The 21,882-nt window shown below is 73.0% G+C and carries 26 protein-coding genes; 5 read left to right on the plus strand and 21 right to left on the minus strand.

Features of this window, described 5'->3' with window-relative positions; all coding sequences use genetic code 11:
* Positions 1-20: 20 nt before the first annotated feature.
* From trpA to hisI, 9 genes are all read right to left on the minus strand, one after another.
* Complete coding sequence (gene trpA, locus ACFV20_RS21785; RefSeq protein WP_385658821.1) at positions 21-839, minus strand: tryptophan synthase subunit alpha; 819 nt, start codon at positions 837-839, stop codon at positions 21-23.
* Positions 836-2,119 (minus strand): tryptophan synthase subunit beta, encoded by a 1,284-nt coding sequence (trpB, locus tag ACFV20_RS21790; RefSeq protein ID WP_385658823.1) that lies wholly within the window; start codon positions 2,117-2,119, stop codon positions 836-838. Before trpB ends, trpA begins: the two co-directional genes overlap by 4 nt.
* A gap of 79 nt (positions 2,120-2,198) precedes the next feature.
* On the minus strand, positions 2,199-2,399 hold the full coding sequence (gene trpM / locus ACFV20_RS21795; RefSeq protein WP_385658825.1) for a tryptophan biosynthesis modulator TrpM: 201 nt from the start codon (positions 2,397-2,399) through the stop codon (positions 2,199-2,201).
* A gap of 21 nt (positions 2,400-2,420) precedes the next feature.
* Positions 2,421-3,230 carry an indole-3-glycerol phosphate synthase TrpC gene (trpC, locus tag ACFV20_RS21800; RefSeq protein WP_385658827.1) on the minus strand — a complete coding sequence of 270 codons (810 nt, stop codon included), beginning with the start codon at positions 3,228-3,230 and terminating at the stop codon, positions 2,421-2,423.
* 185 nt (positions 3,231-3,415) lie between these two features.
* The gene (locus ACFV20_RS21805; RefSeq protein ID WP_385658828.1) at positions 3,416-3,850 is read right to left on the minus strand and encodes a DUF2752 domain-containing protein; all 435 of its coding nucleotides are present in this window, start codon (positions 3,848-3,850) and stop codon (positions 3,416-3,418) included.
* A gap of 83 nt (positions 3,851-3,933) precedes the next feature.
* Positions 3,934-4,185: an HGxxPAAW family protein gene (locus tag ACFV20_RS21810; protein ID WP_385658830.1), complete on the minus strand. Its 252-nt coding sequence runs from the start codon at positions 4,183-4,185 to the stop codon at positions 3,934-3,936.
* A 162-nt stretch (positions 4,186-4,347) separates the two neighbouring features.
* Entirely contained in the window at positions 4,348-4,989 is a 642-nt protein-coding gene (locus tag ACFV20_RS21815; RefSeq protein ID WP_385658832.1) for a TIGR02234 family membrane protein, read from the minus strand.
* Between the two features lie 41 nt (positions 4,990-5,030).
* Positions 5,031-6,512, minus strand: a complete 1,482-nt coding sequence (locus tag ACFV20_RS21820) for an anthranilate synthase component I (RefSeq protein WP_385658833.1) — start codon at positions 6,510-6,512, stop codon at positions 5,031-5,033.
* An 11-nt stretch (positions 6,513-6,523) separates the two neighbouring features.
* On the minus strand, positions 6,524-6,910 hold the full coding sequence (hisI, locus tag ACFV20_RS21825; protein WP_385658835.1) for a phosphoribosyl-AMP cyclohydrolase: 387 nt from the start codon (positions 6,908-6,910) through the stop codon (positions 6,524-6,526).
* Positions 6,911-6,994: 84 nt separating this feature from the next.
* On the opposite strand from hisI, the gene ACFV20_RS21830 reads away from it, so the two are divergent.
* Positions 6,995-7,630 (plus strand): TIGR03085 family metal-binding protein, encoded by a 636-nt coding sequence (locus tag ACFV20_RS21830; RefSeq protein ID WP_385658837.1) that lies wholly within the window; start codon positions 6,995-6,997, stop codon positions 7,628-7,630.
* Between the two features lie 139 nt (positions 7,631-7,769).
* Here ACFV20_RS21830 and hisF read toward each other — a convergent pair whose 3' ends face one another.
* From hisF to hisD, 8 genes are read right to left on the minus strand one after another with little or no spacing between them, the layout of a single operon-like run.
* Positions 7,770-8,525 carry an imidazole glycerol phosphate synthase subunit HisF gene (gene hisF / locus ACFV20_RS21835; protein WP_234849241.1) on the minus strand — a complete coding sequence of 252 codons (756 nt, stop codon included), beginning with the start codon at positions 8,523-8,525 and terminating at the stop codon, positions 7,770-7,772.
* A 13-nt stretch (positions 8,526-8,538) separates the two neighbouring features.
* Entirely contained in the window at positions 8,539-8,940 is a 402-nt protein-coding gene (locus ACFV20_RS21840; protein WP_385658839.1) for a RidA family protein, read from the minus strand.
* Positions 8,937-9,662: a bifunctional 1-(5-phosphoribosyl)-5-((5-phosphoribosylamino)methylideneamino)imidazole-4-carboxamide isomerase/phosphoribosylanthranilate isomerase PriA gene (priA, locus tag ACFV20_RS21845; protein WP_385658841.1), complete on the minus strand. Its 726-nt coding sequence runs from the start codon at positions 9,660-9,662 to the stop codon at positions 8,937-8,939. Before priA ends, ACFV20_RS21840 begins: the two co-directional genes overlap by 4 nt.
* Complete coding sequence (hisH, locus tag ACFV20_RS21850; RefSeq protein WP_385658842.1) at positions 9,659-10,303, minus strand: imidazole glycerol phosphate synthase subunit HisH; 645 nt, start codon at positions 10,301-10,303, stop codon at positions 9,659-9,661. The genes priA and hisH overlap by 4 nt, the downstream gene beginning before the upstream one ends.
* On the minus strand, positions 10,300-10,464 hold the full coding sequence (locus tag ACFV20_RS21855; protein WP_385658844.1) for a hypothetical protein: 165 nt from the start codon (positions 10,462-10,464) through the stop codon (positions 10,300-10,302). Before ACFV20_RS21855 ends, hisH begins: the two co-directional genes overlap by 4 nt.
* Entirely contained in the window at positions 10,461-11,054 is a 594-nt protein-coding gene (gene hisB / locus ACFV20_RS21860) for an imidazoleglycerol-phosphate dehydratase HisB (protein ID WP_053671868.1), read from the minus strand. Before hisB ends, ACFV20_RS21855 begins: the two co-directional genes overlap by 4 nt.
* Complete coding sequence (locus ACFV20_RS21865; protein WP_385658846.1) at positions 11,051-12,163, minus strand: histidinol-phosphate transaminase; 1,113 nt, start codon at positions 12,161-12,163, stop codon at positions 11,051-11,053. Before ACFV20_RS21865 ends, hisB begins: the two co-directional genes overlap by 4 nt.
* A complete protein-coding gene (gene hisD / locus ACFV20_RS21870) occupies positions 12,160-13,485 on the minus strand; it encodes a histidinol dehydrogenase (protein ID WP_385658848.1) in 1,326 nt (441 codons plus the stop codon). The genes ACFV20_RS21865 and hisD overlap by 4 nt, the downstream gene beginning before the upstream one ends.
* A gap of 178 nt (positions 13,486-13,663) precedes the next feature.
* Here hisD and ACFV20_RS21875 point away from each other — a divergent pair, with 178 nt between their 5' ends.
* The 4 genes from ACFV20_RS21875 to ybaK all read left to right on the plus strand — a co-directional run bounded on the left by ACFV20_RS21875 (position 13,664) and on the right by ybaK (position 17,666).
* On the plus strand, positions 13,664-15,241 hold the full coding sequence (locus tag ACFV20_RS21875) for an oxidoreductase (protein WP_385658850.1): 1,578 nt from the start codon (positions 13,664-13,666) through the stop codon (positions 15,239-15,241).
* Positions 15,242-15,362: 121 nt separating this feature from the next.
* Positions 15,363-16,403, plus strand: a complete 1,041-nt coding sequence (locus tag ACFV20_RS21880; RefSeq protein ID WP_385658896.1) for a hypothetical protein — start codon at positions 15,363-15,365, stop codon at positions 16,401-16,403.
* Positions 16,404-16,414: 11 nt separating this feature from the next.
* Complete coding sequence (locus ACFV20_RS21885) at positions 16,415-17,155, plus strand: LON peptidase substrate-binding domain-containing protein (RefSeq protein WP_385658852.1); 741 nt, start codon at positions 16,415-16,417, stop codon at positions 17,153-17,155.
* Between the two features lie 10 nt (positions 17,156-17,165).
* The gene (gene ybaK / locus ACFV20_RS21890) at positions 17,166-17,666 is read left to right on the plus strand and encodes a Cys-tRNA(Pro) deacylase (RefSeq protein ID WP_385658854.1); all 501 of its coding nucleotides are present in this window, start codon (positions 17,166-17,168) and stop codon (positions 17,664-17,666) included.
* 201 nt (positions 17,667-17,867) lie between these two features.
* Here the strand turns inward: ybaK and ACFV20_RS21895 are convergent, their stop codons facing one another.
* The 4 genes from ACFV20_RS21895 to ACFV20_RS21910 all read right to left on the minus strand — a co-directional run bounded on the left by ACFV20_RS21895 (position 17,868) and on the right by ACFV20_RS21910 (position 21,864).
* Positions 17,868-18,566 carry an AAA family ATPase gene (locus tag ACFV20_RS21895; RefSeq protein WP_385658856.1) on the minus strand — a complete coding sequence of 233 codons (699 nt, stop codon included), beginning with the start codon at positions 18,564-18,566 and terminating at the stop codon, positions 17,868-17,870.
* Between the two features lie 56 nt (positions 18,567-18,622).
* Complete coding sequence (locus ACFV20_RS21900) at positions 18,623-19,444, minus strand: ABC transporter permease (RefSeq protein ID WP_385658858.1); 822 nt, start codon at positions 19,442-19,444, stop codon at positions 18,623-18,625.
* Between the two features lie 104 nt (positions 19,445-19,548).
* Positions 19,549-20,523, minus strand: a complete 975-nt coding sequence (locus tag ACFV20_RS21905; protein ID WP_385658860.1) for an ABC transporter ATP-binding protein — start codon at positions 20,521-20,523, stop codon at positions 19,549-19,551.
* A gap of 123 nt (positions 20,524-20,646) precedes the next feature.
* A complete protein-coding gene (locus tag ACFV20_RS21910; RefSeq protein WP_385658862.1) occupies positions 20,647-21,864 on the minus strand; it encodes an NYN domain-containing protein in 1,218 nt (405 codons plus the stop codon).
* Positions 21,865-21,882 lie beyond the last annotated feature (18 nt).

Consider the following 21,882-nt stretch of genomic DNA (forward strand, 5'->3'; position numbering starts at 1 on the left):
CCGTATGACGTTTCGGCTTGTCACACCTGCCGGCGCACGCCCTTGGCGAGGTCACCGGCGAGCGCCCGCACGGCCTCCAGTCCGGCCGCCTCGTCCGGCGCGTCCAGCATCGCCTTGACGAAGGCCGAGCCGACGATCACCCCGTCGGCGAAGGCCGCGACCTCGGCGGCCTGGCCGGCGTTGGAGACGCCGAGCCCGACGCAGACGGGCAGGTCGGCGCGCGTGGCCCGGGTGCGTTCCACGAGGCCCTCGGCCTGCGAGCTGACGCTGGCGCGGGTGCCGGTGACGCCCATGAGGGAGGCGGCGTAGACGAAGCCGCTGCCCGCCGCGGTGATCTGTGCGAGCCGCTGGTCCTTGCTGCTGGGGGCGACGACGAAGACGGTGGCGAGACCGTGCTTCTCGGCGTGCTCCCGCCACAGCGCCGACTCCTGGACGGGCAGGTCGGGCAGGATGCACCCGGCGCCGCCCGCCTCGGCGAGCTCGGCGGTGAACCGCTCGACGCCGTAGCGGTCGATGGGGTTCCAGTACGTCATGACGAGGATCGGCTTGCCCGTGGCGGTGTGGGCCTCGCGGACCGTGCGCATCACGTCGGCGATCTTCACGCCGCCGCGCAGGGCGATGTCGTCGGCGGTCTGGATGACGGGGCCGTCGAGGACGGGGTCGCTGTGCGGCAGGCCCACCTCGACGACGTCGGCGCCGCCGTCGATGACGGCCTTGATCGCCTCGATGCCGCCGTCCACGGTCGGGAACCCGGCCGGGAGGTAGGCGATGAGGGCGGAGCGGCCCTCCGCCTTGGCGGCGGCGAGGGTGTCGGACAGCAGCTGCATGTTCCCGCTCACTTGGCGTCCCCCTCGATCTCGGCGGTGCCGGAGGCGTCCTCGGCGACCTCGGCGTCGGTGTCGTACAGGCCGAAGTAGCGGGCGGCGGTGTCCATGTCCTTGTCGCCGCGGCCGGACAGGTTGACCACGATCAGCCCGTCCTTGCCGAGCTCCTTGCCGACCTCCAGGGCTCCGGCGAGGGCGTGGGCGCTCTCGATGGCCGGGATGATGCCCTCGGTGCGCGACAGCAGGCGCAGGGCCTGCATGGCCGCGTCGTCGGTGACCGCGCGGTACTCGCCGCGGCCGGAGTCCTTCAGGTAGGAGTGCTCCGGGCCGATGCCCGGGTAGTCCAGACCGGCCGAGATCGAGTACGGCTCGGTGATCTGTCCCTCGTCGTCCTGGAGGACGTAGGAGCGCGAGCCGTGCAGGATGCCGGGCTCGCCCGCCGTCAGGGTGGCCGCGTGTTCACCGGTGTCGACGCCGTGCCCGGCCGGTTCGCAGCCGATGAGGCGGACGCCGGCGTCCGGGATGAACGCGTGGAACAGGCCGATGGCGTTGGAGCCGCCGCCGACGCAGGCGACGGCCGCGTCGGGCAGGCGTCCGGCGCGTTCCAGCAGCTGGCGGCGGGCCTCGACGCCGATGACGCGGTGGAAGTCGCGGACCATGGCGGGGAAGGGGTGCGGTCCGGCGACGGTGCCGAAGAGGTAGTGGGTGTGGTCGACGTTGGCGACCCAGTCGCGGAACGCCTCGTTGATGGCGTCCTTGAGGGTGCGCGACCCCGACTTCACGGCGATGACCTCGGCGCCGAGCATGCGCATGCGGGCGACGTTGAGCGCCTGGCGCCGGGTGTCGATCTCGCCCATGTAGATGGTGCAGTCGAGGCCGAACAGCGCGCAGGCGGTGGCGGTGGCCACGCCGTGCTGGCCGGCGCCCGTCTCGGCGATGACGCGGGTCTTGCCCATGCGCTTGGTGAGCAGGGCCTGGCCGAGGACGTTGTTGATCTTGTGGGAGCCGGTGTGGTTCAGGTCTTCCCGCTTCAGGAAGATCCGGGCGCCGCCCGCTTCCGCGGCGAAGCGGGGGACCTCGGTCAGCGCCGAGGGGCGGCCGGTGTAGTCGGCCAGCAGGTCGTCGAGCTCCCTGGCGAACTCGGGGTCGTGCTTGGCCTTGTCGTACTCGACGGCGACCTCGTCGACGGCGGCGACGAGGGCCTCGGGGATGAACTTGCCGCCGAAGGCCCCGAAGTAGCCTTCGGGGCTGGGGGTCTGACCCTCGGGGTCGGGGATGAAGAACTGACTGGGCATGCGGATACCTTCACGGTGAGTTGTGTGTCGAATGCACTAATCGCCGTGGGGGCGGGGATCCATGGTCGGCTGCGGGCCGTCAGTGGCTTGGCGCGCAGTTCCCCGCGCCCCTTACGGGGCGCTGCTGCCATCGCATGCCGTTGACCTGCCCGGGTTCGTCACCGATGACGTAGCGCACGCGGCGGCCGTGGATCCGGCGGGCCGGTGCGCGGCAGCCGCGGGGGCGGCAGCCGCGCGCGAGGCGGGCGTACCGGTCCACGGTCGTCATGGTGGGAGTCATCGGGGCAAGCCTAGCGGGAGATCAGCTCCGGCCGTGCCGGAGTGCGGGGTGCTCGCCGGCCGCCACCAGATCCGAGACCGCCGTTCTGGGGTCCTTGCCGGTGACGAGGGACTCGCCGACCAGCACCGCGTCGGCGCCGGCGTTGGCGTAGGCGATGAGGTCGTGCGGGCCGCGGACGCCCGACTCGGCGATCTTGATGATGTGGTCGGGGATCTCCGGCGCCACCCGCTCGAAGGTGCCGCGGTCGACCTCCAGGGTCTTCAGGTTGCGCGCGTTGACGCCGATCACACGGGCACCGGCGTCGACCGCGCGCTCGACCTCGTCCTCGTCGTGCACCTCGACGAGCGGGGTGAGCCCGATGGACTCGGCGCGCTCGATGAGGGACTCCAGGGCGGGCTGTTCGAGGGCGGCGACGATCAGCAGCACGACGTCGGCGCCGTAGGCGCGGGCCTCCCACAGCTGGTACGAGGTGACGACGAAGTCCTTGCGGAGGACCGGGATGTCCACGCGGGCGCGGACCGCCTCCAGGTCGGCGAGCGAGCCGCCGAAGCGCCGCTCCTCGGTCAGGACGGAGATGACGGCCGCGCCGCCCGCCTCGTAGTCCGCGGCGAGACCGGCCGGGTCGGCGATCGCGGCCAGCGCGCCCTTGGAGGGGCTGGAGCGCTTGACCTCACAGATGACCTTGACGCCGTCGCCGCGCAGGGCGGCCGCGCCGTCCTTCACCGCGGGAGCCTTCGCCGCCCGCTCCTTGAGCTCGTCGAGGCTGACGCGCGCCTGCCGCTCCGCGAGGTCGGCACGGACTCCGTCGATGATCTCGTCGAGCACACTCACGCGAGCGGCCCCCTTCCAGACTCTTGACAGTTCCAGCGACCGATCGGAAACCGATGGTCATAGCGATGGTATCCGCAGCGGGGCGTAGGCCTCGCATCCGGTTGACGACGGTCCCTCCCCCACCCTCGGACCAGCTTCGCATGCTCGGGCGGGAGCTGCCCCCATACGGGACCTCCCTGCGACGATCAAGGATGGAGCCAGCCACCGAAGGGCAGGTTCCGGACAACCGAGAAGACCAGCAGCAACGCCCCGAGGCTCCACACCAGGCCCGGTCGGGGGTCGATCCGCAGGGGACGCCCGCGGGCCGCGTGCACCACCCACACGGTCCACAGCACGGCGAAGCCCAGGTAGCCCAGGGTGGCGGGCGCGTTGGCGTGCAGCGCGGTGAGGACGTCGCCGTGGACGAAGGCGTGCGCGCTGCGCAGTCCGCCGCAGCCCGGGCAGTAGAGGCCGGTGTAGTGCAGCAGCGGGCAGACGGGGTAGTGGCCGGGCCGGTTGGGGTCCACGGCGCCCACGTAGGCGAAGGCGGCGCCGACGGCGGCGAGCACCCCGGCGGGCACGGCCAGACGGCTCGGGACGCTCCGCGTCACCCTGTGGCTCTCGGCGTTCACGCCAGGCATTGTGCCCCGCACGCGCGGGAGGGGCGGTCCCGGCACCCCGGTGCCGGCCGCCCCTCCCGTGACAACGGTGTGTTCCGCGGGGGTCAGCCCTCGGCGCGGGCCGGCGCGCGCTCGCCGGTCATCTGGTGCGGCTGGTGCAGGTCCTTGGGCTGGCCCATGCCCATCATCCGCATGATGCCGCCGACGACACCGCCGAGCAGCACGACCACCATGCCCGCCCAGAAGCCCACCGGCTGGTCCATCACCATGAACGCGCCCGCGACGCAGAAACCGATGAAGGCGATCGTGACACCGGTCCAGGCGGCCGGGGTGTGACCGTGGCTGCTGCCCGCCATTGCTTGCTCCTCGTTGCTGTGTGCGTGTCTGAGCAGGACGCTCGGGGCCATTGTCCCGCACCGGTACCCGGGAGGTGACCCGGGGTGCTCCCCGGGCTCACTCGGGCGGCTCAGGGAGCCGTTCACGGTCAGCGGCCCGGGCGGGAGCGCGGGAGGGGCCTCTCAGGCCCCGGTCGGGTCCTCGCCGCGGTCGAGTGCCTTCCAGAGGTCCTCGGGCCGGTCGGGCTCGGCGGCGGGGGCCCGGCGGCGCGGCTGGGGCGTGCCGGACCGCTCGTAGCGGCCGGACATGGCGGGCCAGAGCCGGCCGAAGCGCAGGGCGAGCAGTCCGGCCAGGAGGATCAGGACGCCGCCGGCCACCGCGACGTAGGGCCAGGCGGTGTGGCTGAGGGCGTCGACGGAGGCCGAGGTGTCGCCGGAGGCCCGCGCGGCCTGCTCGTCGAGCGCGGAGCTGTCGGTGGCGCCCAGCAGGGCCGCGGTGACGATGCCGGCGCCGGACAGCGCCAGCAGCCCGGCCACGACCAGACGGCCGGCACGGCGGACCGCGAACACGGCGACGAGCGCGGCGAGGCCCACTATCGCGAGCGCCGCGGGAACGCCCGTGACGTCGCTGCCCTTGGCGGTCAGGGGGAAGGCGCCACCGGCCACCGTCGCGGTGCCCTGCGACCATTGCTGCCGGGTGGCGAGCAGCGCCACGGCGGCGCCGAGCGCGCCACTCAGCAGCGCGACGGCGAGGCTCAGGCGGCCGGCCCGGGCGGATCCGGGGGCTTGGGAACGGGGGTGCGGTACGGCAGTCACATACCCCACTATCGCTTGAACCCCGGGCGAACCGTCACCCGGGGTTCATCTCAGGCCTTTCCCAGCCGGTTCGCCGTGTGGACGGCCCGCAGCACCGCGGCCGCCTTGTTGCGGCACTCGGTGTCCTCGGCGACCGGGTCGGAGTCGGCGACGATGCCCGCCCCGGCCTGCACGTAGGCGGTGCCGTCCCGCAGCAGGGCGGTGCGGATGGCGATGGCGGTGTCGGAGTCGCCGGCGAAGTCGAGGTAGCCGACGCAGCCGCCGTAGAGGCCACGGCGGGACGGTTCGAGTTCGTCGATGATCTGCATGGCGCGGGGCTTCGGGGCGCCGGAGAGGGTGCCGGCCGGGAAGCAGGCGGTGAGGACGTCGAAGGCCGTGCGGCCCTGGGCGACGCGGCCCGTCACCGTCGAGACGATGTGCATGACGTGCGAATACCGCTCGACGGACATGAAGTCGACGACCTCGACCGAGCCGGGCTCGCAGACCCGCCCCAGGTCGTTGCGCCCCAGGTCGACGAGCATGAGGTGCTCGGCGCGCTCCTTGGGGTCGGCGAGCAGCTCCTCGGCGAGGGCCTGGTCCTCCTGCGGGGTGGCGCCGCGCCAGCGGGTGCCGGCGATGGGGTGCACCATGGCCCGGCCGTCCTCGACCTTGACCAGGGCCTCGGGGGACGATCCGACGACGTCGAACCCGTCGAAGCGGAACAGGTACATGTACGGCGACGGGTTGGTGGCCCGCAGGACCCGGTAGACGTCCAGCGCGCTCGCCGTGCACGGCGTCTCGAAGCGCTGGGAGGGGACCACCTGGAAGGCCTCGCCGGCCCGGATGCGCTCCTTGATGTCCTCGACGGCCGCCTGGAAGTCGGGGCCGCCCCACAGCGCGGTGTACTCGGGGAGCTCGGACGGCGGGAGGACGGCCGGGGGCTGGGCGACCGGGCGGGAGAGGTCGGCCTCCATGGCGTCGAGGCGGGCGACGGCGTCGGCGTGGGCCTCGTCGACGCCGGTGTCCAGGTCGTTGTGGTTGATCGCGTTGGCGATCAGGAGGACCGAGCCCTCCCAGTGGTCCATGACGGCCAGGTCGCTGGTGAGGAGCATGGTCAGCTCCGGCAGCTTCAGGTCGTCGCGCTCGCCGGGGCCGATCTTCTCCAGGCGGCGGACGATGTCGTAGCCGAGGTAGCCGACCATGCCGCCGGTGAAGGGCGGCATGCCCTCCTGGTGGGGCGTGTGCAGGGCCTCGATGGTGGCGCGCAGGGCGGCGAGGGGGTCGCCGTCGGTGGGGACGCCGACGGGCGGGGCGCCGAGCCAGTGCGCCTGACCGTCACGGGCGGTCAGGGTGGCGGCCGACCGTACGCCCACGAAGGAGTACCGGGACCACGAGCGGCCGTTCTCCGCGGACTCCAGCAGGAAGGTGCCGGGGCGTTCGGCGGCGAGCTTGCGGTAGAGCGCGACCGGGGTGTCGCCGTCGGCGAGGAGCTTGCGGGTGACGGGGATGACCCGCCGGTCGGTGGCGAGCTTGCGGAAGGTCTCGAGGTCCATGGCCGCTGACCTTACTGATCCGTGACGGATCCGGCGGGACCGCCGTCCTTGAGGAGCACGTCCTCGTCGAAGCAGGTGCGCGCGCCGGTGTGGCAGGCGGCGCCGACCTGGTCGACCTTGACGAGCACGGTGTCGGCGTCGCAGTCGAGAGCGACGGACTTGACCCACTGGAAGTGGCCGGAGGTGTCGCCCTTGACCCAGTACTCCCGGCGGCTGCGCGACCAGTACGTGCACCGGCCGGTGGTGAGGGTGCGGTGCAGCGCCTCGTCGTCCATCCAGCCGAGCATGAGCACCTCTCCGGTGTCGTACTGCTGGGCGATGGCGGGCAGGAGGCCGTCGGGGCTGCGCTTGAGGCGCGCGGCGATCGACGGGTCGAGACGGCTGGGCGTGCTGGTCATGCGCACCATTGTGCCGCGCCTCACTGACAGGCCCGGTGGAGTGTCCACTGGGCGGACCCCCGGGGCGGTCGTAGGCTGGCTGCCATGTCGACCCATGCCAAGCGTGAACGACTTCTCCTCGCCGACCTGTTGGAGACCGCGGGCCCGGAAGCGCCCACCCTGTGCGAGGGCTGGACGACCCGGGACCTCGCCGCGCACGTGGTGGTGCGCGAGCGCCGCCCGGACGCCGCCGGCGGGATGCTGATCAAGCAGCTCGCGTCCCGCCTGGACAAGGTGATGGCGGAGTACGCCGACAAGCCGTACGAGGAGCTGATCCAGCTGATCCGTACGGGGCCCCCGCGGTTCTCGCCCTTCTCCCTCAAACCGGTCGACGAGGCGTCGAACATCATCGAGTTCTACGTCCACACCGAGGACGTGCGCCGCGCCCAGCCCGACTGGTCGCCGCGTGATCTCGACCCGGTCTTCCAGGACGCCCTGTGGTCCCGCCTGGAGCGCACCGCGCGTCTGATGGGCCGCGGCGTCCCGACGGGCCTGGTCCTGCGCCGCCCCGACGGCCAGACGGCCGTCGCCCACCGCGGCACCCCGGTGGTCACCGTCACCGGCGAGCCGTCCGAGCTGGTCCTGTTCTCCTACGGCCGCCAGAGCGCGGCGAAGGTCGACCTGGACGGCGACGAGAACGCGATCGCGAAACTCAGCGAGAGCAAGCAGCTCGGAATCTGAACGACCCGGAACCTGAACGACCCGTAATGCGAACGCCCCGGAATCCGAACGGCCCGGAATCCGGGCAGCGCGGAGTCCGGGCGGATACGCCGAGAGCCCCGGTCGCGCGCGCGGCCGGGGCTCTCGGCGGACGGGGGTGTCACCGCACCGGGTGCCCCGCCTCCCGCAGCGTCTCCTTGACCTGCCCGATGCGCAGGTCGCCGAAGTGGAACACGGACGCGGCCAGGACCGCGTCCGCGCCCGCCTCGACGGCCGGGGGGAAGTCGGTCAGCCGGCCCGCGCCGCCCGAGGCGATGACGGGGACGGTGACGTGCTTGCGGACGGCCCGGATCATCTCCAGGTCGTAGCCGTCCTTGGTGCCGTCCGCGTCCATCGAGTTGAGCAGGATCTCCCCCGCGCCCAGTTCAGCGGCCCGGTGGGCCCATTCGACGGCGTCGATGCCGGCGGAGCGGCGGCCGCCGTGGGTGGTCACCTCGAAGGAGCCCGAGTCGGTGCGGCGGGCGTCCACCGACAGGACCAGGACCTGGCGGCCGAAGCGCTCGGCGATCTCGCGGATCAACTCCGGGCGGGCGATGGCGGCGGTGTTGACGCCGACCTTGTCCGCTCCGGCCCGCAGCAGCTTGTCCACGTCCTCGGCGGTGCGGACCCCGCCGCCGACGGTGAGCGGGATGAACACCTGCTCGGCCGTGCGGCGCACCACGTCGTAGGTGGTCTCGCGGTTGCCCGACGAGGCGGTGATGTCGAGGAACGTCAGCTCGTCGGCGCCCTCGGCGTCGTACACCTTGGCCATCTCGACGGGGTCGCCCGCGTCGCGCAGGTTCTGGAAGTTGACGCCCTTGACGACCCGGCCGTTGTCCACGTCCAGGCAGGGGATGACTCGGACCGCCAGGGTCATGAATCGTGCTCCTCTAGTGTTCCTCGGAGGGTGTCCCTCTGAATGCTTCCACTTCCACCGACACCAGGACCCGGGAGTCGATGAAGCCCTGCACGATGAGCAGGGTGGTGACCGGGCGCACCGCGTCGAACAGCTCCTTGTGGGCCCGGCCCACCGCGTCGACGTCGCGGGCGTGGGCCAGGTACACGCGGGTGCGGATCACCGACTCGGGTGCGAGCCCGAGTTCCGCGATCGCCTCCAGGGCCGTGGTGAAGGCCACCTTGGCCTGCTCGTACGGGTCGCCCTCGCCGTAGAGCACGTCGCCCTTGAAGGCGGTCGTGCCCGCGACCAGGACACGGTCGCCCGCCTCGACGGCGCGTGCAAAGCCGACGGACTCTTCCCAGGGACTTCCGCTCTGCACACGCCGCACGGTCATGACGACACAGCCTCCAAGGCCTCTTCCAGGGTGAACGCCTTCGCGTACAGCGCCTTCCCTACGATCGAGCCTTCGACACCGAGCGGGACGAGGTCGGCGATCGCCCGGAGGTCGTCCAGGGAGGACACGCCGCCGGAGGCCACGACGGGGCGGTCGGTGGCGGCGCAGACGTTCCTCAGCAGCTCCAGGTTCGGGCCCTGGAGGGTGCCGTCCTTGGCGATGTCGGTGACGACGTACCGCGCGCAACCCTCGTCGTTGAGGCGCTCCAGCGTCTCGTAGAGGTCGCCGCCGTCGCGGGTCCAGCCGCGACCGCGCAGGGTGGTGCCGCGGACGTCCAGACCGACCGCGATCTTGTCGCCGTGCCGGGCGATGACCTTGGCGACCCACTCCGGCGTCTCCAGGGCGGCCGTGCCGAGGTTGACGCGCGTGCAGCCGGTGGCGAGGGCGGCGGCGAGGGTGTCGTCGTCGCGGATGCCGCCGGACAGCTCCACCTTGATGTCCATGGCCCGGGCGACCTCGGCGATGAGTTCACGGTTGTCGCCGGTGCCGAACGCGGCGTCCAGGTCGACCAGGTGCAGCCACTCGGCGCCGGAGCGCTGCCAGGCGAGGGCGGCCTCCAGCGGGGAGCCGTAGGAGGTCTCCGTACCGGACTCGCCGTGCACCAGGCGCACGGCCTGGCCGTCCCGGACGTCGACGGCGGGGAGGAGTTCGAGCTTGCTCACAGGGTTCCGATCCAGTTGGTGAGGAGCTGGGCTCCGGCGTCGCCGGACTTCTCGGGGTGGAACTGCGTGGCCCACAGGGCGCCGTTCTCGACGGCCGCGACGAACGGCTTGCCGTGTGTGGACCAGGTGACCTTGGGGGCCTCGATCGCCGGGTTGTGCGTCTCCAGCGACCAGTCGTGGACGGCGTAGGAGTGCACGAAGTAGAAGCGGGCGTCCGCGTCGAGGCCGGCGAACAGCCGCGAACCGGGCGCCGCCTCCACGGTGTTCCAGCCCATGTGGGGCACGACGTCGGCCTGGAGCGGCTCGACCGAGCCGGGCCACTCGTCGAGGCCCTCGCTCTCGACGCCGTGCTCGATGCCGCGCGCGAAGAGGATCTGCATGCCGACGCAGATGCCCATGACGGGGCGGCCGCCGGAGAGCCTGCGGTCGACGATCCAGTCGCCGCGTGCCGCGCGCAGGCCCGTCATGCACGAGGCGAAGGCGCCGACGCCGGGCACCAGCAGGCCGTCGGCGTTCATGGCCTTGTCGTAGTCACGGGTGATCTCGACGTCGGCCCCGGCGCGGGCGAGGGCGCGCTCGGCGGAACGGACGTTGCCGAAGCCGTAGTCGAAGACCACCACGTTCTTCCGGGGGGCGCTCAATTCCACACCTCCAGCCTCACCACACCGGCCGCCAGGCACATCGCGGCGCCGATCGACAGCAGCACGATCAGGCCCATGGGCATCTTCTGCTTGACGAACGAGTAGATGCCGCCGACGAGGAACAGGCCGACGACGATCAGCAGGGTCGAGGTGCCGTTCACAGGGCGCCCTTCGTGGAGGGGAGGATGCCGGCCGCGCGCGGGTCGCGCTCGGACGCGTAGCGCAGGGCCCGGGCGAGCGCCTTGAACTGGCACTCCACGATGTGGTGCGCGTTGCGCCCGTAGGGCACGTGCACGTGCAGCGCGATCTGCGCCTGGGCCACGAAGGACTCCAGGATGTGCCGGGTCATGGTGGTGTCGTACTCGCCGATCATCGGCGCCATCTTCTCGGGCTCGGTGTGCACGAGGTAGGGGCGGCCGGACAGGTCGACGGTGACCTGGGCGAGGGACTCGTCCAGCGGGACCGTGCAGTTGCCGAAGCGGTAGATGCCGACCTTGTCGCCGAGGGCCTGCTTGAAGGCGGCGCCCAGCGCGAGGGCGGTGTCCTCGATGGTGTGGTGCGAGTCGATGTGCAGGTCGCCCTCGGTCTTCACCGTGAGGTCGAACAGGCCGTGCCGGCCGAGCTGGTCGAGCATGTGGTCGTAGAAGCCGACGCCGGTCTTGATGTCGGTCTTGCCGGTGCCGTCGAGGTCGATCTCGACGAGGACCGAGGTCTCCTTGGTGACCCGCTCTATGCGGCCTACGCGGCTCATGCGCTCTGCTCCTTCTTCAGTTCACGTACCGCGTCGAGGAACGCGTCGTTCTCTTCGGGGGTTCCGGCGGTGACCCGGAGCCGGCCGGGTACGCCGTTGTCCCGGACCAGGACGCCCCGGTCGAGGATCTTCCGCCAGGTCTCGTGGGAGTCCTCGAAGCGGCCGAACTGCACGAAGTTCGCGTCGGACGCGGTCACCTCGTAGCCGAGGGCGAGCAGTTCGGTGACCAGGCGGTCCCGTTCGGCCTTGAGCTGCTCGACGTAGCCCAGCAGCGTGCCGGTGTGTTCCAGGGCGGCCAGGGCGGTCGCCTGGGTGACGGCCGACAGGTGGTAGGGCAGCCGGACCAGCTGGACGGCGTCGACGACGGCCGGGTGCGCCGCGAGGTAGCCCAGACGCAGGCCCGCCGCGCCGAACGCCTTCGACATGGTGCGGGAGACGACCAGGTTCGGACGGCCCTGGAGTAGCGGCAGCAGCGAGTCGCCGTGGCTGAACTCGATGTACGCCTCGTCGACGACGACCATCGACGGCTTGGCGGCCTGCGCGGCCTCGTACAGCGCGAGGACCGTCTCGGGCGGGACGGCGGTGCCGGTGGGGTTGTTGGGGGTGGTGATGAAGACGACGTCCGGCTGGTTCTCCGCGATGGCCTTCTCGGCGGCGGCGACGTCGATGGTGAAGTCCTCGCCCCGCGGACCGGAGATCCAGCCGGTGCCCGTGCCGCGCGCGATGAGGGCGTGCATCGAGTACGACGGCTCGAAGCCGATGGCGGTGCGGCCCGGTCCGCCGAACGTCTGCAGCAGCTGCTGGATGACCTCGTTGGAGCCGTTGGCCGCCCAGACGTTGGCCGGGCCGACCTGGTATCCCGAGGTGTCGGTGAGGTACTCGGCCAGGCGCGTGCGCAGCTCGACCGCGTCCCGGTCGGGGTAGCGGTTGAGGTTGCGGGCGGCCTCACGGACCCGCTCGGCGATCCGCTCGACCAGCGCCTCGGGCAGCGGGTAGGGGTTCTCGTTGGTGTTCAGCCGTACGGGGACGTCCAGCTGGGGCGCGCCGTAAGGGGACTTGCCGCGCAGCTCGTCCCGTACGGGGAGATCGTCGATCTGTACGTCGTTCACTTGCTCTCGGGCACCTTCCAGCCGAACCTGGCCTTGATTGCCGCACCGTGTGCGGGCAGGTCCTCCGCCTCCGCCAGCGTCACCACGTGGTGCGCGACCTCGGCCAGCGCGTCCTGCGTGTAGTCGACGATGTGGATGCCGCGCAGGAAGGACTGGACGGACAGGCCCGAGGAGTGGCAGGCGCAGCCGCCGGTGGGCAGGACGTGGTTGGAGCCGGCCGCGTAGTCGCCCAGCGACACGGGCGCCCAGGGGCCGATGAAGATCGCGCCGGCGTTGCGGACCCGGTCGGCGACGGCCGCGGCGTCGGCGGTCTGGATCTCCAGGTGCTCGGCGCCGTACGCGTCGACGACCTTCAGGCCCTCGTCGACGCCGTCGACCAGGACGATCGCGGACTGCCTGCCCGACAGGGCCGGGACGATCCGGTCGTCGACGTGCTTGGTGGCGGCGACCTGCGGCTGAAGTTCCTTCTCGACGGCGTCGGCCAGGTCGACCGAGTCCGTGACCAGGACGGCGGCGGCCAGCGGGTCGTGCTCGGCCTGGCTGATCAGGTCGGAGGCGACGTGGACCGGGTCGGCCGTGTCGTCGGCGAGGACCGCGATCTCGGTGGGGCCGGCCTCGGCGTCGATGCCGATCCTGCCGGTGAAGTAGCGCTTGGCGGCGGCGACCCAGATGTTGCCGGGGCCGGTGACCATGTTCGCGGGCGCGCAGGACTCGGTGCCGTAGGCGAACATCGCGACGGCCGTGGCGCCGCCGGCCGCGTACACCTCGTCGACGCCGAGCAGGGCGCAGGCGGCGAGGATCGTGGGGTGCGGCAGACCGCCGAAGTCGGCCTGGGCGGGTGAGGCGAGCGCGACGGATCCGACGCCGGCCTCCTGTGCGGGCACCACGTTCATGATCACGGAGGACGGGTAGACCGACCGGCCGCCGGGCGCGTACAGCCCGACCCGGTCGACCGGCACCCACTTCTCGGTCACGGTGCCGCCGGGGACGACCTGGGTGGTGTGGGTCTCGCGGCGCTGGGCGCGGTGGACGGTCCGGGCGCGGCGGATGGACTCCTCCAGGGCCGCGCGCACAGCCGGGTCGAGTTCCTCCAGGGCCCGGGTGAGCGCGGCGGCGGGCACGCGCACCTGGTCGAGCCTGACCCCGTCGAACCGCTCGGCGGCGTCGATCAGCGCCGCGTCGCCCCGATGATGCACGTCCTCGCAGATCGGACGCACCTTCTCCAGGGCGGCCGCAACGTCGAAGTCGGCTCGGGGCAGCAGGTCGCGCAGGGCGGGGCCCTCGGGGAGGGCGTCGCCACGCAGGTCGATTCGGGAGATCACGGGCTCAATTCTCTCAGACCACGGTGAGGCGTCGTTCGCGCGTATCAATGGCTGATACAACGCGTCGCGGCGAGGCGGAAGACCGGCGTCACCTCTTGTGTTCGGACGGTCACTCAACGGGCATGAACAGGTGTACGAGGAAGTGACCGACGAGCGTCCGGGGAAGGAAGGAAGCGCTGTGACCGAGGGGGCCGGCGTCCGCGCCGGGGAACTGCCCGAGGACCTGACCGCGGCCGAGGCCGGCATGTGGCAGGCCTTCCGCAACGGCACCGTGTACGACCTGACCAGCGGCGACGCCGTGGTGGACGATCCGCACGGCGGCCACCCCTGGGGCGCGGAGCGGACCGTGCGGGCCCGGATCGTGTGCTGGCTGCTGCTCGACGGCCCGCCCGCCCTGGCCGGCCGCGTGTCGTCGCTGAAACTGATGGGTGTGCAGGTCAGCGGCTCGCTGGACCTCGCGGGCGGCATGGTGGTGCCGTACGTCGAGATGCGCCGGTGCCGTTTCGAGCAGGACGTGCTGCTGCCGGAGGCCCGCTTCACGACGCTGCGGATGGTGGACTGCTCGGTGCCCCGGCTGGAGGCGGCCCGGGTGCACACCGAGGGTGATCTGCATCTGCCGCGCTGCCGCTTCCACCACGGCATCCGGCTCACGGACGCGCAGATCGGCACCGACCTGATGCTCAACCAGGCGGTGGTGCACCGGGACCACAGCGGCCGCTCGATCGCCGCGGACGGCATGACCGTCGGCCAGGACTTGCAGGCGGAGCTGCTGGAGTCGCACGGCGAGCTGAGCCTGCGCGCCGCCACCGTCGGCGTCTCCCTGAGCCTGCGCGGGGCCCGCCTGTCCAACCCCTACGAGCGGCTGGCGCTGAACGCCCCGCAGCTGACCGTCGAGCGCAGTCTGTATCTCACACCGGCGGGGGTCGGCGCCCAGGCGATGAGCGGGATCACCCCGGCGCAGGGGACGCGGATCCAGCGCTTCGCGTGCGTGGGCGGGGTCCGCCTGGACGACGGCCGGTTCGGGGACGCCGTCGACTTCGAGCGGGCCCGGTTCACGCTCACGGACGACCAGGAGCTGTCGCTGCGCCGGGTGCAGACGCCGGAGCTGCGGTTCCTCGGGGAGCAGCCGGTGCGCGGGCGGGTGGTGCTGTCCGGGGCGAAGGTCGTCAACCTGATGGACCGGTCGGACGCCTGGCCGGGCCCGGGGCGGCTGCACATGGGTGGCTTCACCTACGAGAACCTGGTGCCGCGCGGGCCGTTCCCGCTGGCCGAGCGGCTGGCCTGGGTGGCGGCGGCGACCGCCGAGTACAACCCGGAGCCGTACGAGCGCCTCGCGGCCGTGCTGCGGGCGGGCGGTGAGGACGAGGACGCCCGGGAGGTGCTGCTCGCCAAGCAGCGCCGGCACCGGGAGAGCCTGCCGATGGCGGCCAAGCTGTGGGGCTACGCGCAGGACTGGACGGTCGCCTACGGATACCGGCCGGGCCGGGCGGCGGTGTGGATGGCGGTGCTGTGGGCGGCGGGGTCCCTGGCCTTCGCGCAGGCGGGCCATCCGCCGATGAAGCGGGGCGAGCACCCGGAGTGGAACCCCACGCTGTTCACCCTCGACCTGCTGCTGCCGGTCATAGACCTGGGCCAGACGGGCTTCTGGCAGCTCCGGGGGGCCTGGCAGTGGCTGGCGACGGCGATGATCCTGCTGGGCTGGATCCTGGCCACGACGGTGGCGGCGGGGGCCACGCGACTTCTGCGGCGCAACTGATGGTGCTGGTGTGACCACCGTTGTCGAACTGTCGCGGTTTTACGCTCTCTTGACCATCGGATGTACAACTTTCCGTAGGTTCCATGAACGGTCTGGCGCCGCCATGACCAGCCGACTTTCAATGGTCGGCACCATGGCAATGCAGCTCCCGTTCATCCGCGCGACCCGGATGACAAGGACCGTTCCGCACCTCGCCGGCCTGCCGTACGCCGACGACGAGGTGCTGCTCGACGCGCCCGACGCCCGGCTGAGCCCGGCGCTGGTCGCCGCCGCCCGTGGCGACCACGGACCGGCCGCCACGCTGCTCCTGGCCACCCGCGTGGCCTCCGAGTGGGAGCGGCGCGACCGGTACGTGACCCGGCTGGCCGCCTTCGCCCGGTCGCGGCCCGAGTGGCTGGACGCCTGGCTCGCGACCGCCCCGCAGGACCCCGACGCGCTGCTGGTCGGGGCCCAGCTGGCGGTGGACCGCGCCTGGCGGTCACCGGCCCGGGCCGAGTTGCTGCGCGAGGTGAGCCCGCTGATCACGGCCGCGGCCCGGGGCGACCAGCGGGACCCGGTGCCCTGGCGCCTCGCGCTCGACCACGCCCGGGGCGCACAGGCCGGGCACACGTACTTCGAGGAGCTGTGGGCGGCGGCCGTACGCCGTGCCCCGCACCACTACGGCTGCCATGTGGCGGCCCTGCGCTACCTGGCCACCCACTGGCACGGCTCGCACCACGAGTGCTTCGACTTCGCCGACCGGGCCGCCCAGGACGCTCCCGCCGGTGCGCTCGTCCAGGCCCTGCCGCTGCGGGCGGCCTTCGGCTACCTCACCGACCACTGCGGGCCCGAGGTGCCCCGCGAGCGGCTGGACGCGGCCGCCGACCGGGCGATCGCCCTGTCCCCGATGCTGCCGGCCGCCGACCCCTGGCCGGCCCGGATGCGGAATCTGCTGATCTTCGTCCTGGTACGGCTGGAGCGCTGGCACGACGCGGCGGAGCAGCTGCACCTGAACGGCCCGTACGCCACCTCCTTCCCCTGGGACCGGGTGTCGGACGACCCGCTCGGCCACTTCCTGCGGGTGCGCGAGGACGTCCTGGCCGGGGCGGCCGGAGCGGCCGGGGACCCCTCCGCGCATCCACGGAGTGAACGGGGCGGACGAGTCCGTCCCGGCGACCATTAGGCTTTTGCGTCGTGACCACCGTCCGCCTCCCCCTCTTCCCCCTGAACTCGGTGCTGTTCCCGGGGCTCGTGCTGCCGCTCAACGTCTTCGAGGAGCGGTATCGCGCGATGATGCGCGAGCTGCTGAAGACGCCCGAGGACGAACCGCGCCGGTTCGCCGTCGTGGCGATCCGCGACGGCCACGAGGTGGCCCCCAGCGCGCCCGGCATGCCCGACCCGACGGCCCTGCCCGAGCGGGGGCCTGCGGCGGGCTTCGGCGCGGAACCGGCCAAGGCGTTCCACAAGGTCGGCTGCATCGCGGACGCGGCGACGATCCGGGAGCGCGCCGACGGCTCCTTCGAAGTGCTGGCGACCGGCACGACCCGGGTGAAGCTGCTGTCGGTGGAGGCGTCCGGGCCCTTCCTGACGGCCGAGCTGGAGCCCCTGGGCGAGGAGCCGGGCGACGAGGCCGCGCCCTTGGCGGAAGGGGTGCTGCGCTCGTTCCGCCAGTACCAGAAGCGGCTGGCCGGGGCGCGTGAGCGGTCCCTGACGACGGGGGCCGACCTGCCCGACGAGCCGGGCGTGGTGTCGTACCTCGTGGCGGCCGCCATGATGCTGGACACCCCGACCAAGCAGCGCCTGCTCCAGTCCCCGGACACCGCGTCCCGCCTGCGCGACGAGCTGAAACTCCTTCGCTCCGAGACGGCGATCATCCGTAGTCTGCCGTCGTTGCCGGCGTCGGAGCTGACGCGCGGCCCGATGAGCCTCAACTGAGCGGATCGGCATGGCGAAGAAGTCGAAGAAGCAGCAACAGCAGGGCGGCACGCCCGCGACGGTGGCCCTCACCGCGGCGGGCGCGAGCTTCACGGTCCACTCCTACGACCACGACCCCGCGCACCCCTCCTACGGCGAGGAGGCGGCCGAGGCGATGGGCGTCTCCCCCGACCGCGTCTTCAAGACCCTGGTCGCGGACGTCGACGGCACGCTGACCGTCGCGGTGGTCCCGGTGGCGGGCCAGCTGGACCTGAAGGCCCTGGCGGCGGCCGTGGGCGGCAAGCGCGCGGCGATGGCCGACCCGGCACTGGCGGAACGCACGACGGGCTATGTCCGGGGCGGCATCTCGCCGTTGGGCCAGCGCAAGAAGCTGCCGACGGTCCTGGACGCCTCGGCCTCGGCGCACGCGACGATCTGCGTCTCGGCGGGCAGAAGGGGCCTGGAGGTCGAACTCACCCCCGACGACCTGCAAAAACTCACCGAAGCGACCCTGGCCCCCATCGGCCGGTAGCGAGCGCCCTGGTCGGCGGTCGGGGCATCCGACGGCCGTCGACGACAGGCGGCCCGGGCACCCGTCGGCTGCGGCGTCGGCCGCGCCCCGGCCACACCGGCCTCCCGGCGGCAGCCGGCCCCGCGCTCACCGGCCGCCGGCGGCAAGCCACCTCGCCCGACCGACCGTCGGCTGCGGATCGTGCGTGCGGCGGTCGCGGCTCTAGTGGTCGTGCGCGGCCGGTGGTTGCGGGTACGGGCCGGGCGGGAACTCCGGTTCCGGGTCGCGGGGGCCGAACAGGGCCATCAGGCCGAGGTGCAGCACCAGCGCGGCCAGCGGCCATGCCAGGAGCGCTCCCTTCGCGCTCAGCTTCAGCGGCGCGTCGAACGTCACGCCCCGGCCGGCCTCCCGCGCGTGCGCGACCACGTCGTCGGCGGGTCCGAGCCACACCCCGATCCGCCAGGCGAGCAGCGACCCGAGCAGTCCGCCGAGGGCCAGCCCCACCACCAGGGGCACACCCCCGCGCCGCCGCAGCAGGAAGACGACCAGCGCGCTGACGGCCCCGAAGGCCAGCCCGAGCAGCGCGAACGTGCCGTCGACACCGATGGCCTGCTCGCCCTCGGTGTCCTTGAGGTAGACGACCCAGTTCTTCTCCACCACGTCGCCGACCAGCGGCACGTGCGGCGCGAGCCACCACCACAGCACGCCGAGCAGCACTCCGCCGAGCGCGACGGCCACCGCGATCACGGCGGCTTCCCGCAGTTCCGTCTTCATCCCGGGGCCGTCCTGTCCGTACCAGCCGTGCCCGGCGTACTCGGCGGGCCGGGACCCGGGAGCCGCGGGCCCGCCGTCCGGCGGCTGCCACGCGTCCTGTGCGGAGTGTCCATGCGGTGGCGGAGGCGGAGTCAGTGGTGCGGTCACCCTGCCATCGTGCCAGGCCCGCCTGTGCGCCGCGTCACCGGACGACCGCTCCCCGCTCAACGGACGGCCGCCCGGCGGTACGCCCAGGTCGCCACGGCCAGCGAGACGCCGCCCACGGCCCCGCACACCGCGAGGTCCCCGAGCACGAAGGCCCAGTCGGGGTGCGGCCCGAACGTACGCGCGAAGGCCTCCACGCCGTACGTCGACGGCAGCAGGTCCCGCGCGAAGCGCACGACGTCCGGCATCCGGTCCGCCGGCAGCACGCCCAGCAGCAGCGCCGCCGACATGCCCAGCTGCCCGAGCAGCGTGGCCAGTTCCGGCCGGGGCGCGAGCAGGCCCAGCGCCGCGCCGAGCCCGGCGAGCGCGGCGCCCGCGAGCGGGATCACGGCCATCAGGACCCACAGGTGGGCCATCGGCAGCCCGAACAGCACACAGCCGAACACCGCGGTCACGACGGTCCCCGGCACGGTGAACGAGGCGTACGCCCCCGCCGCGCCCAGCACCACCGCGGCCGGCGGCACGGGCAGCGTCGCGTAGTGGTCGAGCCCGCCACTGGCCCGCAGCTGCCCGAAGTACTGGGCGAGCAGGTTCAGCGCGACGAAGGCGACCACCAGGACCGACGACCCGGCGACGACGGCCTGCGCCTCCGCCCCGTCGTCCACGACCCCGCGCATCAGGATCATGATCCCGACCGACTGGAAGGTCGCCACGAACAGCAGCGGGATCCGCGCCACCCTCGCCCGGGACAGCTGGGCCCGGTACACGGCCGCCAGCGACGGCCAGAGCCGCGCCCGGGGCCCGAGCGCGGCCGCGCCCGCGGTGGGCTCCTCAGCGGCCAGGGCACTGCCCGGCAGGACATCGGCGGGTACGACACTCACGTCGCGCTGCTCCCCTTCGCTCGGGTCCACTGCGGCAGTCGCCTGTTCGGTACGGATACGGCGGCCGGTGTGCTCACGGCCCGGCCTGCCCGACACGGTGGCGCTCACACCTTCACCAGCCCCTGCTGCACGGCACCGCCGAGGGCGAGGTACACGTCCTCCAGACTCGGCGTGGCCAGGGTGAAGTCGTCAAGGGCGGCGAAGGCGGCCCCGCCGGTGACGGTCGCGACGACCGCCCGGGCCTCCTCGGGTCCGAGCCGCAGCGTCCAGCGGCGGCCCGACTCCACGACCCGGTCCCGCAGCGCGGCCACCTCGGGCACGTGCAGCGGAGCCGCGTCCCGCCACACCAGGTCGACGCGCACCTCGCCGGCGACCTGTTCCTTGAGCCCGGCGGGGGTGTCGCAGGCGATCACCCGCCCCCGGTCGAGGACGGCCACCCGGTCCAGCACGGTCTCGGCCTCGATGACGTTGTGCGTGACCAGCAGCACGGTCGTCCCGTGCTCGGCCCTGCGCCGGTCGACGGCGGACCACACGGCCCGGCGCGCCACCGGGTCCATGCCGGTGGTCGGCTCGTCGAGGACGAGCAGCGGCCGCTCCCCCACCAGGGCCGCGGCGAAGCACGCCAGGCGCCGCTGCCCCCCGGAGAGCTTCTTCAGCGCCCGGCCGGCGAGCGGCGCGAGTCCCAGCTCGTCGAGGACGGCGTCCCGCTCGGCCCGGGCCTGCCGCACGTCCAGGCCGCGCAGCCGCCCGGTGGTCTCGGCGGCCAGCGACACGGTCAGCTCGTCGAGGGCGGTCGACTCCTGCCCGAGATAGGCGAGGATCCGCGCCGCCCGCTCGGGGTGGCGCACGATGTCGTGGCCGAGGATCTCCACGCTGCCCCGGTCGGGCCGCATGAGCCCGGTGAGCTGGCGCACGAGGGTGGACTTGCCGGCGCCGTTCGGACCGAGCAGGCCGAAGATCTCGCCGCGGCGGATGTCCAGCGTCACGTCGTCCGTGGCCCGGACCTCGGGGGTTCCCGGGGTGCCGCGCCGGGCCCGGACCGCCGGATAGGTCTTGGTCAGCCCGCGCACCGCGCACACGACGTCACCATCGTGCCGAAATGCCTGTGCCGCGCGCGTACTCACAAGGGACGAGACTACGGGGTCGGCGGCCCCGGTCCGCCCTCGGGTCGGTCCGTGCCCGTGAAATCCGCCGGCGGGAACTCAGGCGTCGACGGGCGGGTGCTCCACTCCCGTGCGCACGCTGATCTCCCGCCAGAAGCCGGCCCGGATGGCGTAACGGTCCCGCTCGTCGATCTGGTCGTCCTTGTGGGCGAGCAGGCCGAACCGGGCCGCGTAGCGCAGCAGCTCGCCGTCGACGCGGTGCGGGACGCGCGGGTACATCCCGGACAGCTTCTGCAGATGGCTCTGGTCGCCGAGGCGCTCGACCCAGCGCCGGGCGAAGACCTGCCCCACCTCGAAGGGGTCGCCGCCGACGGTGGTGATGTCCTCCTCGCGGTCGGCCCAGCGCTGCTCCGCCGTGGTCAGCTGGGCGAGCGTCGGCATCGAGGCGGCCTCGGGGGGCTCGGCCGCGGGCCGGTCGACCCAGCCCTTGTCGGAGGACCAGCGGAGGGTGGCGGAGGCGGGGGGCTGGGCGGGCTGGGTGCCGGGGGCGCGCAGGGCGGCCAGGTCTTTGGGCGTGGGGACCCCTTTGGCGGCGGGCGCCCGCTCCTCGGTGCCGTTCGGCCCGGGGGCGGCCTCCTGGTGCCGGGGCTGCGGGGCGGGCCGGTCCGCAACCCCGGCAGGGCCGAGGGCGGATTCGGGCAGCGGCGCGGAGAGGATGGCGGCGATCTCGGGCCGGGGCGCGGGCTGCGGCGCGCACACCCCGGTGTGGTCCTTGGCACGGACGGCCTTGGTGATCCACGTACGGTCCAGGACGCGCCGCTCGTCGGCCTCGGCGACCAGGTCCTCGGACTGGTTGTAGTCGCCGTCGGCGGCCTGGACGGCCCACAGGTGGACGGCGACGCCGTGTTCCTTGGCGGCCATCATGCCGGGCAGCAGGTCGCCGTCGCCGGTGACGAGGACGACGTCGGAGCAGGCGCGGTTGCGGGCCAGTTCGGTGAGTTCGGCGTGCATCGCGGCGTCCACGCCCTTCTGCGCCCAGCGGCCGTCGCTGCGGGTGAGGGCGCCGAGCCGGACGGTGACCCGGGGCATCACGCGCAGTCTGCGGTGCTCGGGCTGCGGGACGCGGTCGGGGGCGCCGTCGAACCAGTAGATGCGCAGCAGCGGCTGCTGGGTGTCGGATTCGGCGCGCTCACGCAGCCCCTGGATGAGGGCGGTGTGGTCGACGGTGATGCGGGACCGTGAGGGCTCCCCGGCGAGGAGACTCGCCGCGGCTCCCAGCAGATACCCAGCGTCCACCAGGACGATGCAGCGGTCCACGCGACTCACCCTCTTCCC

The organism is Streptomyces sp. NPDC059696 (assembly GCF_042733745.1).
Taxonomy (GTDB): Bacteria; Actinomycetota; Actinomycetes; order Streptomycetales; family Streptomycetaceae; genus Streptomyces.